Consider the following 14,751-nt stretch of genomic DNA (forward strand, 5'->3'; position numbering starts at 1 on the left):
TACTAATTATTTGGGGCTAAGATCTCAACGTTGATCAATACCCTTCAAGTTTAGAGCAAATTTATATATACAGATTTACATCTGACACAATAACAATAAGGGTAAAGGAGGGCACGAAAAATGAGTGAGTTTTTCACCAGGATGGGTGATGGATCCGGCGTCTACATGACTGCCGAAGAAATCAGGGAAGATATCCGGAAAGGCGTAAAAGACGCGGCTGATCGCGGAAAAATCCCCGAACTCACCGAGGAAGAGATGGATAAGCTCTTCGACATTGTTACCATGCCCGGTAATATCGTTGGAGTGGAGCGGGGTAGAGAGGTCGTCAGCACCTCTGATTCCGGAAGCTGTAAAATTACCTACCATGCAAACATTGCCATGGAGCGGTCGATGGCAGTCATGGTTAGTGAAAAAGTTTTGGGTGCCGACTCTGTCGATATTGGCAACATGGACTACAGCTACAAAGCGGTCAAACAGATTGTCCACAACGAAACACCTGTAATGGAGCTGGCCCAGCTAAATGCTGTAATGCCGGTTCTTTACGGTTCCATGCCGAACCTTGGACTTTACACAAAGCCTGACGGGCCGGTTGAAAACTGGTCGGAACTTCTGCCCATGGCCAAGATCGAAGAAGCCCGGGCAGCACAGGAAGAAGCAGTTGAGCACGCAGTGCGCGACATGGTCTTTGTTGCCGGTGAAATGTATGCTGCCGGGGCAGACGGGATAAACCTTGATACCTGCGGAGCATCCGGAGATGCTGATTTTCTCGCCGGACTGCTGGCTATCGAAAAAATTAAGGAAAAATATCCTGACCTGGGAGTCGAAATGGGAGCAGCAGGTGAATTTGTCCTCGGCATGCATGGTAAGCTTGAGTATGACGGGACAAAAATAGCCGGGCTGTACCCACACAAACAGGTTAAACTGGCTGAGAAAGCCGGGGCAAATATTTTCGGCGCAGTCGTTAATACCAACACCAATATGTCATTTCCCTGGAACATTGCCCGGACAGTCACCTTTGTTAAGGCCTGCATCGACGCGGCCGATATTCCGGTACATGTCAATGTGGGGATGGGCGTGGGTGGGATACCGATGAGCGAGATTCCTCCCATCGATGTTGTTACCAGGGCTGATAAAGCGCTGATCGAAATCGGCAAAGCCGACGGGTTATAGATAGGCGTAGGCGACACATTCAGCCTCGAAGTTGCGCACGCCGTATCTTCCTGCATGAGTGGGATTCGCACAGCCGGAGATCTGGTTCTGCGGATGCAGCTCGCAAAAAGCATGAAGATAGACGATGCCAAGAAATACGTAGCAGATAAACTCGGGGTTGAACCTATCGATTTAAGTGATTCGGACCGGATGGCTGAAATTCGGGCCAAGAACGGCCTGGGACGGTCGTTTGACCTGAATAATGCGCCAAAAGGCATTGAAGCAAAATTTAATATTGCCAGGATTTTGGGGATCAGGATCAACTCGGTCGAGCTCTTCAAACAGAGAGCTGGCCTTAAATAATTTTAGGAGTGTGAACCATGAGCTTAGAATCAATTATTGCAGATGCAAAGCAGGCAATCCTCGATATCGATGAGGATAAATCAGTTGAAGTGGCCAAGCAGGCCATATCCGAAGGCGTTGATCCCGTCAAAGTCCTGACTGAAGGCTACAGTGCGGGAATCCGCGAAATTGGCGACCTTTTCAGCAGGGGTGAAGTATTCATGCCCGAGATGATACTTGCTGCCGAAGCTATGAAAGCTGCCGCAGCAGTGCTGGACGAAGCGATCGGCGAGGAAGCAGCCGAAAAGATCGGTAAAATGATTTTTGCCACTGTTGAAGGCGATGTTCACGATATCGGCAAAGGGATCGCTATTGCCCTTATTCAGACCCAGGGGATCGAAGTGATAGATCTCGGCCGTGATGTTCCCGTTGACAAGATCATTGAAGAAGCAGAAAAACACCAGGCTCAGGTGATTGGCACCAGCGCACTGCTGACCACCACCATGCCGAACCAGGAGAAACTGGAAGCAGAACTGCGCAACCGCGGCCTGCGAGATAAATACAAAACCATCGTCGGCGGTGCCCCCTGCACCCAGCGCTGGGCCGATAAAATCGGCGCCGACGCTTATGCAGAAGACGCAGCCGAAGGAGTCACAAAAATCCTCGAAATGCTCCAAAAATAACCAGACAAGGGGACAGGGACTTGTCTGTACCAAATCAGTTAAATATCAATGTCAAACAGGACACACTGATAGAAAGTGAGTCCTGTTTTTCTTTTTCGGGGATGCTCCGTTTGTTCTAATTAATTATTAAAGTAATCCTTAAGCAGATGGATTATTATTGCTCTTTGCTCTGGAACAATCAAAGCCGGCGGATTAATGGAAGGAGAAATCGGAAAAATAGTATTGGATCTCACTTGATGAGTCAGACAAGTCCCTGTCCCCTTGTCTGGTATTATTAATAGAAATATTTTAAAATACAGTTTATAATAATAAAACATATTTATTGATTTTTGCACTTAGGCTAATCCAGGATCCTGAAAGGGGAAGAAATTCCGTTGTTCTTGACGTTAATCGATACATAAAGATACTGCCAATCACTTAGTTCGGTTTCCGAAAGAGGTGACGCATCATTAATCAGAACAAATATAAAAAAATGTTGCCCTATCTGGCCCTTGCAGTCTTGCTTGTCTGCTCTGTTTTTATCTGGCGTTTTTATGAAAGCTATTCTTTGCAGCGGGATAACCAACGGTTCAATGAACTTGTTAATGAAATTGAAAATGATCTAGTCGATAAAATCTTCAGATATGAGATGATCCTTCAGGGCGGCGCCGGTGTATTTGCTGCTTCTGAAGAGGTTACCAGGCAGGAATGGAAGGCTTATTGCGAATATCAACAAACGGTGGATCTTTATCCGGGTGTTCAGGGTATAGGATATGCAAAAATTATTCAACCCGAAGAACTTAATCAGCATATCGAAGAGTTCAGGGCAGATGGATTCCCTGAGTATGATATATGGCCCGGTGGTAATCGCGAAATATATACATCAATCATTTACCTCGAACCATTTGACGAACGAAACCAGCGTGCATTTGGTTACGATATGTTTGCCGAACAGGTGCGCCGTAGTGCCATGGAAAGGGCGCGCGACACCGGTGAAGCATCGATATCAGGTATGGTTACACTGGTTCAGGAAACCGAAGTTGATCAGCAACCGGGCTTCCTCATGTACGTTCCGGTATACAGGAAAAATTCGCCGCTGGATATGCCCGATCAACACGAAGAGGCCATTGAAGGCTATGTTTACGCGCCTTTTCGAATGTACGATCTGCTCGGTAATATCTTCCCCGAACCAATTGACTTGATTGATTATGAGATCTACGACGGCATCGAAATTGATCCTGAAAGTTTAATGTTTGCAAGTCAGTTGTCCCGGGAACCTGCCGCCGATAGAAAACCGATATTTACCAGCACAGAGATAATCAATCTTTACGGCCACCAGTGGACCATGGTATTTCGTTCCACACCGGCCTTTGAAACAATATCATTCGGGCTGTTTTCACCAAAAGGGCTGCTTACTCTTGCTGCCAGCCTACTGCTTAGTTTTATAATCTTTTTTTATCTGCGGACTCTCGAAATAAACAGTAATCGCGTTCAGGAGATGAATTTGGCTTTACAGGATAGTGAAAAGAAATATCGTTTTCTTACTGAAAATATTGCCGATGTGATCTGGACGGTTGATCTGGACGGCAGGCTGACCTATATGAGTCCGGCAATCGAAAACTTAATTGGCTACTCGCAGCAAGAGATCTTGGACATACCTATTAATAAATACATAGTTCAGGAAGACTACGAAGCGCTACGGGCTAAACTTACTGAGGAACTGGCCAAACCGTTGGAAGATAGAAATCTGACAGCAACAATGCCGGTTAGACATATAACGAGAGAAGGCCGCATTATCCATGCCGAGTTCAGCGCAAGCTGGTTGAATAATGATCAGGGTGAAATTATCGGTGTTCAGGGCACAACCCGGGATATCAGCGAGCGTAAAAGAGCGGAAGATGCTTTGCTCGAAAGCTACAGCCTACTGCGTTTAGCCGGAGAAACTGCAAATTTTGGCGGCTGGAGCGTAGATTTGAACACAAATATTATAACCTGGTCAGATCAGGTTGCCAAAATACATGATATGCCCGTCGGTTATTCACCGTCTGTAAGCGAAGGAGTAAATTTCTATGCCCCCGAATGGCGAGATAGGATTACCGATATATTTACTGCCTGCGCCGAAAAGGGCATACCCTATAACGAAGAGATGGAAATAATCACTGCCAGAGAACGCAGGGTATGGGTTAGAACAACCGGAGAGGCCGTTCGAGATCAAAACGGGAATATCATCAAGGTCCACGGGTCATTCCAGGATATTGATAAACAAAAAAGATATGAAATTTCAATGCGTGAGAGTGAACGGAGAATTATCACCCTGTTAAAAAACCTGCCGGGTATGGCTTACCGCTGCCTGATGAATCGTGATTGGACAATGGAGTTTGTATCCGAAGGGAGTTTCTCATTGACCGGGTACTCTCCGGCGGATTTGATCAACAGTAAGCGTATAACTTATGCAGAACTGATTCACCCTGATGATCGGCAACATGTTTGGGATAACATCAGCTTAGCGGTTAAAAGAGGCGAACCATTTACACTTGAATACAGGATAACTGATGCAGCAGGTAATATAAAATGGGTTTGGGAGCGGGGTCAGGCAGTGCCTGACGATGAAAATAATTTGAGCGTGCTTGAAGGTTTTATTTCAGATATTACCAGACGCAGATTGGCTGAAGCAGAAATTCGCAAGTTCAACAAGGAACTTGAACAGAGGGTAAGGGAAAGAACTATCCAGCTGGAAGCGGTCAACAAAGAACTCGAATCCTTTGCCTATTCAGTTTCGCACGACCTGCGGGCACCTTTGCGGGCTCTTGATGGATTCAGTGAGGCCTTGTTAGAAAAATATGCCGAGGATATGGACGAACAGGGGAGGCACTATCTATACCGCATTCAAAGGTCAGCAATGCATATGAGCCATCTGATCGATGATCTATTGACCCTATCCCGGGTTACTCGCTCAGATTTTAGCAAAAAAGAGGTCAACCTGAGCCAAATTTGTGACAAGGTGCTATCTGATTTGCAGGAAGGAGAACCGGATCGCGAAGTAAAGGTTAATCTTGCCCCGGGACTTCATACTCGCAGCGATCCTCACCTCCTGCAAATAGTTATGGAAAATTTGATTGGGAACGCCTGGAAGTTCAGTTCAAATGAACCAGCAGCAACTATTGAAGTAGGTCAAACCAAATTTGATGGGGAAGTTGTTTATTTTGTGCGCGACAATGGAGTCGGCTTTGATATGACCTACGCAGATAAACTATTTGGCGCCTTCCAGCGCCTGCACGGGGCAGATGAATTTCCTGGTACAGGTGTAGGTCTTGCTACTGTTCAGAGGATCATCAACCGGCACGGCGGGCGGATCTGGGCGGAAAGCGAAGTGGGGAAGGGCGCAACTTTTTATTTTACCCTTCCGTCATGATTCTATAAAATACATGGGTAATACTTCCATTCGATAATTGGCTCTACAGGAGTTGTTCAGCTTGAGTAGAAGTGAAGAAAAATACCGTAAACTACTGGAAGCAATGCCGGACGCGTTTGCCTATCATCAGGTATTATATGATGCGGATGAAAACCCGGTAGATTATATTTTCCTAGAAATCAATGATGCCTTTGAAAAACTTACCGGCCTAAAGCGTGAAAAGGTAATCGGTAAAAAAGTAACTGAAGTACATCCGGATATTGGTGAATCGGAATTTGATTGGATCGGAGTTTATGGTAAGGTTGCCAACGATGGGGAGACAATCCGTTTTGAACAGTATTTTGAACCGGATGATCGCTGGTATGACGTCAGCGCTTTCAGTGATGAACAAGGTTATTTTGCTGTATCTTTTCGCGAGATAACCTTGCAGAAAAATGAAAACCTGGCATTGGCCAGGTTGGTGGGAGTATCACAGGAAGTTTTGAATTTTCCTGCCGGGGATATTAGTTACCAGGTTATTTCCGACCGCCTGCTGGAGCTTTCGGGTGCGAAATTTGCGGGGATCAATGTCTATGATCATGAAAAAGGCACGTCTGTCACCATGGCTATATCGGGATTAAGTGATAATATCAGGAAAGTTGTTGCATTATTGGGTTTTGAACTGGTTGGGAAGGCCTGGGATATCATTCCCGAAAGAGTTAACGCCATCAAGGAAGGGCGGCTCTTGCAGTTTGGTAACATCTATGACTCTGCTTCCGGGGCACTATCAAAAAAAATGGCAGTAATTCTAGAACGCATATTTGGCATCGGGAAGGTATATGTTATTGAAATCGGCTATGAAGGAGAAACTATTGGTGACCTGATTATCTTCATGCCACGCTATAAAACTATTTCTAATCCACAGGTAATCGAGCTTTACGCTGCCCAAGTTGGATTTGCCCTGATGCGTTATCAGGTTGAAGAAGAACTGCGAATAAGCTGGGATCAATATCAATCCCTGACCGACAATTTGCCGGGCACAAGTTACCGCTGCCTTTATGATGAACAATGGACCATGATCTATATGAGCAGTGATATTGATAACATAACCGGTTATCCTTCAAGCGATTTTATTAATAATAAAGTCCGGTCTTATGCAAGTGTGATTTGTAAAGACGATAATGACAATGATGAAATTATTAAGGAGGCAATCAATGCCGGTGAAAATTGGGACATCGAATATCGGGTGATCCACAGTGACGGAAGCATTCGCTGGGTTCACGAAAAGGGAAGGGCAGTCACCGATGTGCGTGGTAACGTTGCCTATATTGACGGGCTGCTACTCGATATTTCAGATCGTAAAAAAATCGAAGAAGCACTTAAAGAAAGTGAACTGCGTCACCGGGCATTGGTGGAAGCGATCCCGGACCTGCTATTCCGCTACAATGAGGCCGGGGAGTATCTTGACGTGGTTGTCAAGGATGCCGGCCAGCTTCATCAAAAAGCCCGGGAGTTGTACCGGCAGGATGAACTAATTGGCAAATCATTATTTGAAGTGTTACCGGAAACAACAGCCCGGACAATTGTAAACGGTATTAAAGAAGCTATTAGTACCGGTGAGATGCAGTTTATTGAGTACAGTTTCCCTGTTGGAGAGCGTAATTACTACTATGAAGCACGATTGGCTCCGATAGGCCATACCGAGGTAGTATCTATTGTCAGGAATATCACGGAAAGAATTAATTACCAGACCGAGCTGGAACGGATAAGTCTTCATGATGGACTCACGGGCCTTTTTAACCGCCATTACTTTGACATTGAACTCGGAAGACTCGGGCTATCCCGCGATTATCCGATAACAATTATCTCAGCAGACCTTGATGGGTTAAAACTTGTCAACGACACGCTGGGTCATTCAGAGGGAGACAGTTACCTGCAAAACGGAGCGTCAATTTTGAAAAACACTCTGCGTATTTCAGATATTTTGGCCCGGGTTGGCGGAGATGAGTTTGCCATAATCCTTCCCCGGACAGATCGTGAAACTGCTGTAGAGCTCGTAAAAAGGATGCAGGCCGGGATTGCTCGTTTTAATCAGGATAATACTGGTTTACCGATCAGTATTTCCATCGGATATGCGGTATCGGAAAGCAGCGATAGACCTCTTGAAGAAGTCTACAAAGAAGCTGACAACAATATGTATAAGGATAAACTTAAGCGTGGTCAACAAGCCAGAGCGGATATTGTTGGCGCACTGGTTGCCACACTTAGCAAGCGTAACGATCTTGGGGAAGGCAACAGAAAAGAAGTAGAGAAACTGGCAAAAGAATTCGGGCGCTATCTGCAGCTTGATGAAACCAAATTAGAAAATTTAATACTACTTTCCAAAGTCTACGACATCGGCAAGGTTAACATGCCGGATCGGCTTGTTCATAGCAGTCTTTACCTTGAAGAAGGAAAGTTTACAGATGCCGAGAAAGAAACTATCCGTCGCCATCCAGAGATCGGTTTCCGAATTGCATCCTCATCACCGGAACTTGTTGGAGTGGCTGAGTTAATTATGTACCATCATGAACGATTTGACGGAAGTGGTTATCCTCTCGGGTTGAAGGGAGAAGAGATACCTCTCGAATGCCGGATTCTGGCGATTGTCACCGCCTACAGTTCAATGATTTCTTCCCAGACCGATGGGAAAAAACTAAAACCAAACGAGGCCCTGACAGCAATCAAGAACAATACCGGTTCCCACTTTGATCCAAAGTTAGTAGACGCTTTTCTCAAGCATAAACAAGGGGATACCAGACAAGGGGACAGGGACTTGTCTGTACAATAAAAATCAAGTGTAGCTGTAAAATAGAGGTCACTTTTTTCGCTCCTGCTTGTTTCCCCCGGAAATATTTTTATGATTAAAGAAATATCTTTCAGACAAGTCCCTGTCCCCTTGTCTGGGAGGGGTTAGTTGCAGACGGGGCAGGGGCCGCTGGGGCGGATGTAGTTGTAGTTGGTCCATATCCCGCAGTCGAGGCGGTAGCCCTGGTTGCCCATGGTTACCGGGCATTTGTCGTAGAGCAGATGGTAGCCTTCGTAGGTCTGGCAGCCATCGCTGGTTCGACCGCATCCGGGGCAGACAAATTTCGGCGAGATTGAACCTTTACCGTTTTCCAGGAAACCGACAAACTCAACATCGTTGCCGCAGGCAAAGCAGGTAGAGCCTTCAAGTGTCAGAAAGTCCACGCTGGCTTGTTCACCATTATAAGTCAAGCTGTCGTACAGCAGGTTCATCTCTTCCGGTTGGAAATTAATTTTCGGTAGGTTAATCGGCAGGATAGTATCCAGCTTGTCATAAGCGTAGGTGGCTGTTTCCACAATCGGTGAGCCGAGGAACGAGTTTTCAACTGTATCACGGAAATCTTCAACCACCGGGAATGAGATCAGCAGGCTCATAATGATCCCGATCACCAGCAAACCGATAGCCAGGCCAATCAGACCGCCGCCAATTTTATTCAATGTTTTAAATATGCCAATATTAATAATGCTATGAATCAATAAGCCAACCAGGTGAATTAAAACAGCGATAACAGAGAAGATCGCAATAAAACTTAAAACATAGGCAGCCGTGTGGGGCATACCCGTCTTTTCAGCCAGCCAGATCCCGGGGACGATATAAAACAAAATAGCTGCAACAATCCCCAAAACTGTACCGACTATACCGAATATGCTCCTGATTAGACCCGATCTGATTCCCAATAGTAAAGCTAAGGCCAGGACAACCACAATTACGATATCAAGCCAGTTCAGCCCGAAAGACACCTTACAACACCACCAGTTTATATTCAACAAAAGTAAAATTTGCCATCTGCCAGGTTATATTATACCATTTAATTAATCAATAGCATTTCTCTATGAATCCTTAAAAATTTCTGCTGATTTTATTAGAAAGTATACCGAATAAGCAGGAATAACCAGGGTGATGGAGAAATATATTTTGGTTAACACCTTAGAAAAGAAAGGAGGCATCAAAGACTATAATTAATGTTTCTAAACTGTAGGCTGCCCTAAACAAGGGCTAATAACAGTCAGGAGGTAACGTTTATATGGAATATGGATTTTTATCTATTTTACCGCCGCTACTAGCTATCGTTTTAGCTATTGCGACAAGACAAGTCATTGTATCATTATTTATTGCCGTGTGGTTGGGTGCGAGTATTCTCCACGCCAGCCCGATAGATGGATTCTTCCGTTCAATTGATGTTTACATGCTTGAAAGTTATGCCGATCCGTGGTATGCAGCGATTCTGGTCTTCACCATGATCATTGCCGGAACACTGGGTCTGGTCACCAAGGCCGGTGGAGCTCAGGCTATAGCCACCGCTCTGACCAAAAAGGCAAAGACCGCCCGCGGCGGCATGCTGGCAGCATGGCTAATGGGTATGATTATCTTTTTCGATGATTACTCCAGCTGTATCATTGCCGGTAACACCGCCCGCCCGATTACAGACGCCGTTAAAGTATCCAGGGAGAAACTCTCCTACATTATTGACTCCACGGCGGCACCTGTAGCTACCTTTGCCCTGATTTCGACCTGGATCGGTTTCGAACTCGGAGTTATCGGGGAAGGTTTTGCAGCGATCGGCCGGGAAAATGTTCCCGTTTACCTGATCTTCCTGCAGAGCATTCCTTACAGATTCTATAGTTTCTTTGCCCTGGCCCTGGTGTTGATAACATCAATCACCATGAAAGACTATGGGCCAATGTATAACGCAGAAGTTAGAGCCCGCACCACCGGAAAATTGCTTCGTGACGGAGCAGAGCCCCTCTCGGCTACTGATACCGAAGTTCTCCAGCCGAAGGAAGGTACCCCAATGCGCTGGTATAACTTCGTAGTTCCCATCATCGTAATTATTGCCGCTACTTTCATCGGCCTTTATGTGGCCGGTGGCGGGTCAGAAGTCGGTATGATGGCTGCCTTCGGTGATGCCGACTCCAGCGTTGTGCTCCTATGGGCATCAAGCCTCGGTGCACTGGTTACCATTATCATGGTAATTGCCCAGCGGATTGTCGGTCTCCAGGAAGCTATCGACACCCTGATCAACGGTGCCAAGTCTGTTTTCCCGGCTCTGATCATCCTGGTTCTCGCCTGGTCACTCAGCTACATCTCCGGTGAACTTGGTGCAGCGGAATATCTGGTTGGATTGGTTGAAGCAGCAGGTATCTCTGCAGCTATTCTGCCCCTGTTGATATTCCTGATCTCCTGCTTCATGGCCTTCGCCATGGGCACATCATGGGGAACCATGGGTATTGTGGTTCCGCTGGCTATTCCGATTGCAGCCGCAATCGGTGGCGAGCCTTTCCTGATCCCGACCCTTGGTGCTGTTCTTACCGGTGCCATCTTCGGTGACCACTGCTCGCCTCTGTCCGACACCACCATTCTTTCCTCAACCGGTGCCGGTTCAGACCATATCGACCACGTTCGCACCCAGATTCCATACGCCCTTACAGGCGCTGTGGTTGCCGGTGTATTTGGATTTATTCCCGCCGGATTGGGTGTACACCCGCTAATTTCGCTGGTTCTCGGTATTGTTGTGCTGATCGTCTTCGTCCGCCTGGTTGGAAAACCAACAGGCAATCCTGAATTGATCGAAGCGAGCCTGAAAAAGTAACTGTTTTGGATGAAACAGATACGCATGGTAATAATATAAAAGCCGGTCTTCGGGCCGGCTTTTATATTGCATAAAACTCTAACCGTTAACAGGTTATTTTGTGTAAAACCTTTGCCCGCAGCCGACCGATCTGTTACAATAGTTAAGGTGCTTAAGTGATCTGAGAAACGGAAAGGAAATTTGCATGGAAGTCAGATTGGCTACAGCAAAAGATGAAGATGCCGTTGTTCGCCTCTGGACTATGCTTCTGAATTTCTACAAAAAAGCGACTACAGAGGAAATCATGCGCCGCAGTTATCGTTATGCAATTGAACATCCCCACAAGGTTCTTGTCTTTATTATCCTCATCGAAGGTGTGGTAACCGGTACCGCCAGCCTGCACCTGGGGCATTATTCTACATGGAACGACAACTTTTACGGCCACATAGAAGATGTAATCGTTGACCCTGCTTACCGGGGTAAAAGTGCGGCCTACAGTCTGCTGAAGCATGTGCTTGAAGTTGCCAGAGAGAAAAATCTTGGCCGTGTAGAATTAAACTGCCTTGAAGACAACCACACAGCTCGAAGGCTATACGAAAAACTCGGTTTTAAAACCGACTCAGTAGCTTACGACCTCAAATTGAACTAGATTCCGTGGTTTATAAGATATAAACTTTTGAAAACTCAATCCTGGAAAGGAGTAATTTTCATGCGTGATTACCGGGAAATACAGTTATGGAAAGATGTAAAGCCGGAGGAGTGGAACGATTGGCACTGGCAGGTGCGCAACCGGATCACCACCCTTGATCAATTGGAGCAGGTTATCGAATTAACTACAGAGGAAGCTGAAGGGGTCGAGAAGTGCCTCAAGCAGTTCAGAATGGCCATAACCCCTTACTATGCCTCGCTGATGGATCCTGTTGACCGTGGATGCCCCGTCCGCCTGCAGGCAGTGCCGACCTATCACGAACTGCATAAAGCCGACTCTGATATGACCGATCCCCTGCATGAAGATGTCGACTCCCCGGTGCCCGGACTGACCCATCGCTATCCCGACCGGGTGCTCTTCCTGGTTACCGACCAATGCTCAATGTACTGCCGACACTGCACCCGGCGCCGCATGGCCGGGCAGACTGACAAACCGAATAAACGCGATAATATTGACGCGGCCATCGAGTATATCCGCCGCACGCCGATTGTCAGGGATGTTTTGATCTCCGGTGGCGATGGGTTGCTCATCGGTGATGACCTGATTGAATACATCCTGAAAAAACTGCGCGAAATTGATCATGTCGAAATGATCCGTTTCGGCAGCCGCACACCGGTTGTAATGCCTCAACGCATTACCCCCGAACTCTGTGCGATGCTAAAGAAATACCATCCCATATACCTGAATATGCATTTCAATCACCCGAAGGAGTTCACCAGAGAATCGGCAGAAGCATGTGCCCGCCTGGCTGATGCCGGAATACCGCTCGGCAACCAGTCAGTTCTCCTTGCCGGGGTTAACGACTGCCCGCAGGTGATGAAAAAGCTGAGCCATGAGCTTCTGAAAAACAGGGTCCGCCCCTACTATATTTACCAGTGCGACCTTTCGCAGGGTATCGAGCACTTCCGCACATCTGTTGCAGCCGGAATCGAAATTATAGAAAACCTGCGCGGACATACTACAGGTTTGGGGGTTCCCACATTTGTTGTCGACGCCCCCGGCGGAGGCGGAAAAATTCCTGTTATGCCACAGTATCTGGTCAGCCAGTCGCCGCACCGTGTTGTGGTCCGTAACTTTGAGGGAGGGCTTTATTCCTACACCGAACCGCACCGCGAGGTTAACCCGGAAGAGCCCTGTGCCCTCTGCGGAGGAACCCACAACAACTACGATGTTGGTGTGGCCTCCCTGCTTAACGGACAGGCCGTAGCTATGGAACCGGCCGTTAAAAAAGAGAAAAACTGAAAAAATAAAATAAGTATAAAGAAGTACTCCGAGTACTGTTTATTAACTTATTGAGTTAGGAGAATTTAAATGGAAAAGTATACATTCACCGGTCAGCCCAAACTGCGCATTTTAACTGATGAGCAGATCAAGCTGATTCACCTGGAAGCACTGCATGTGCTCGAGAAGACCGGTGTAAAATTTGAATCGGAAGAAGCGTTGAAAATTCTTAAAGACAACGGAGCCGTTGTCGATTTTGATAAAAAAATTGCCAAGATCAACCCCCAGATGGTTGATGATGCGGTAAAAAAAGCCCCCAACGGTTTCAGACTTTACAACCGTGAAGGCGAGCTTGCCGCTAATATGAGCAACAACAACGTGCATTTTGATCCCGGTTCTTCCATGATCAAGTTCATGGAATCGGATGGTAAAACAGTGCGCAAGACCGAATCGAAAGACTTAATCGAGATCAGCAGACTCAATGATGCCATGCAGAATATCCACCTCCAGTCGACCTCGGTGGTCTGCTACGATGTTCCCGAATTGATCGGTGACAGCTATCGTCTCTATCTCTGTCTGAAGAATTCGCCGAAAGCGATCATCACCGGGGCTTTTTCTGTCCGCGGAGTGACCCACATGCGCGAAATGCTCGCCGCTGTAGCCGGAGGCTACGACCAGCTTCGTGAAAAACCGCTGGCCGTATTCGATATTTGCCCGTCACCTCCGCTCAAGTGGACCCACATCAGCGCCCAGAACATAATCGACTGTGCCCGTTACGATCTGCCGCTGGAGACTGTCGCCCTGCCCATGCCCGGAGCCGGCACACCGGTAACTCTGGCCGGTTCAGTCGTGGTCCATACCGCTGAAACTTTGAGCGGTCTGGTCCTCGCCCAATGTATCAACCCCGGTGCCCGTGTTGTTTACGGTGGCGCACCGGTCCAGTTCGATATGCGTTTCGGAACAACACCGTTCAGCGCTGTCGAAGCAACCATGATGGCCGCTGCATATGCCCAGATGGGTAAATATTTCGGCATGCCGACCCACACATACGCCGCTCTGAGCGACTCCAAAACAATTGATACCCAGGCCGGAATAGAGACAGGTATGAGCGGGATTATCGCCCAGCTGGCCGGAATAAACATGATTTCAGGCCCCGGTTCACTCGATTTTGTTAATACTTTCAGCCTGGAGAAACTGGCTATCGATAATGAAGTTTGTGGAATGGCCCTGCGGATGCAGAAGGGCATAGACTGCTCACCTGAATCACTGGCCATCGATGTTATCGACGAACTAGGACCCGGCGGTGCCTACCTGGAAGCGGAACATACCTTCCGGTGGTTTAAAAAAGAGCCTTATATTCCGTCCCTGATAATTGACCGTCACGACCGAAAGAACTGGGAAGACGAGGGAAGCAGGAGCGCCTTCCAGCGAGCGCAGGAGCGGGTTAAAGAAATCAAAGAAACTCATACTCCCCTGCCCCTGGGAGATGATAGGGAAGAGAAACTTGATACGGTTACACGTGAAATCATGAAAGAGCTGAAGATCAGCGAGCTCCCCCAGGGCCCGAAATAAGCCGGGTAAAGAGCTCAATATAAAATCAAGATGATTATAAAAGAAAATAAGTTGACGAAAAGTGGACAG

8 protein-coding genes and 1 pseudogene are annotated in these 14,751 nt (G+C 47.1%); 8 read left to right on the plus strand and 1 reads right to left on the minus strand.

Annotated elements, in window-relative coordinates; translation table 11 throughout:
• Positions 1-120 precede the first annotated feature (120 nt).
• The 4 genes and pseudogenes from mtbB to SCJ97_01940 all read left to right on the plus strand — a co-directional run bounded on the left by mtbB (position 121) and on the right by SCJ97_01940 (position 8,374).
• Positions 121-1,512: pseudogene (gene mtbB, locus SCJ97_01925) on the plus strand ([dimethylamine--corrinoid protein] Co-methyltransferase).
• A gap of 17 nt (positions 1,513-1,529) precedes the next feature.
• A complete protein-coding gene (locus SCJ97_01930; protein ID MDW7738803.1) occupies positions 1,530-2,174 on the plus strand; it encodes a methyltransferase cognate corrinoid protein in 645 nt (214 codons plus the stop codon).
• Positions 2,175-2,646: 472 nt separating this feature from the next.
• Complete coding sequence (locus SCJ97_01935; protein MDW7738804.1) at positions 2,647-5,565, plus strand: CHASE domain-containing protein; 2,919 nt, start codon at positions 2,647-2,649, stop codon at positions 5,563-5,565.
• 61 nt (positions 5,566-5,626) lie between these two features.
• The gene (locus SCJ97_01940; GenBank protein MDW7738805.1) at positions 5,627-8,374 is read left to right on the plus strand and encodes a diguanylate cyclase; all 2,748 of its coding nucleotides are present in this window, start codon (positions 5,627-5,629) and stop codon (positions 8,372-8,374) included.
• A gap of 122 nt (positions 8,375-8,496) precedes the next feature.
• On the opposite strand, the gene SCJ97_01945 is transcribed toward SCJ97_01940, so the two are convergent.
• Positions 8,497-9,351, minus strand: a complete 855-nt coding sequence (locus SCJ97_01945) for a CvpA family protein (protein ID MDW7738806.1) — start codon at positions 9,349-9,351, stop codon at positions 8,497-8,499.
• A gap of 284 nt (positions 9,352-9,635) precedes the next feature.
• Here SCJ97_01945 and SCJ97_01950 point away from each other — a divergent pair, with 284 nt between their 5' ends.
• The 4 genes from SCJ97_01950 (at position 9,636) to SCJ97_01965 (ending at position 14,682) form a co-directional block, all read left to right on the plus strand.
• Positions 9,636-11,201 (plus strand): Na+/H+ antiporter NhaC family protein, encoded by a 1,566-nt coding sequence (locus SCJ97_01950; GenBank protein ID MDW7738807.1) that lies wholly within the window; start codon positions 9,636-9,638, stop codon positions 11,199-11,201.
• A gap of 184 nt (positions 11,202-11,385) precedes the next feature.
• A complete protein-coding gene (locus SCJ97_01955) occupies positions 11,386-11,829 on the plus strand; it encodes a GNAT family N-acetyltransferase (GenBank protein ID MDW7738808.1) in 444 nt (147 codons plus the stop codon).
• Positions 11,830-11,889: 60 nt separating this feature from the next.
• Positions 11,890-13,131: a lysine 2,3-aminomutase gene (gene ablA / locus SCJ97_01960; GenBank protein ID MDW7738809.1), complete on the plus strand. Its 1,242-nt coding sequence runs from the start codon at positions 11,890-11,892 to the stop codon at positions 13,129-13,131.
• Positions 13,132-13,200: 69 nt separating this feature from the next.
• The gene (locus tag SCJ97_01965) at positions 13,201-14,682 is read left to right on the plus strand and encodes a trimethylamine methyltransferase family protein (GenBank protein ID MDW7738810.1); all 1,482 of its coding nucleotides are present in this window, start codon (positions 13,201-13,203) and stop codon (positions 14,680-14,682) included.
• The last annotated feature ends 69 nt before the right edge of the window (positions 14,683-14,751 follow it).

It is taken from the genome of Bacillota bacterium, from assembly GCA_033549065.1.
In the GTDB taxonomy this organism is placed as follows: Bacteria; Bacillota; Dethiobacteria; order DTU022; family DTU022; genus JAWSUE01.

Coding starts and splice junctions, on each gene's coding strand:
- SCJ97_01930 (MDW7738803.1), top strand. CDS start 1,530: ATGAGCTTAGAATCAATTATTGCAGATGCAAAGCAGGCAATCCTCGAT.
- SCJ97_01935 (MDW7738804.1), top strand. CDS start 2,647: ATGTTGCCCTATCTGGCCCTTGCAGTCTTGCTTGTCTGCTCTGTTTTT.
- SCJ97_01950 (MDW7738807.1), top strand. CDS start 9,636: ATGGAATATGGATTTTTATCTATTTTACCGCCGCTACTAGCTATCGTT.
- SCJ97_01955 (MDW7738808.1), top strand. CDS start 11,386: ATGGAAGTCAGATTGGCTACAGCAAAAGATGAAGATGCCGTTGTTCGC.
- ablA (MDW7738809.1), top strand. CDS start 11,890: ATGCGTGATTACCGGGAAATACAGTTATGGAAAGATGTAAAGCCGGAG.
- SCJ97_01965 (MDW7738810.1), top strand. CDS start 13,201: ATGGAAAAGTATACATTCACCGGTCAGCCCAAACTGCGCATTTTAACT.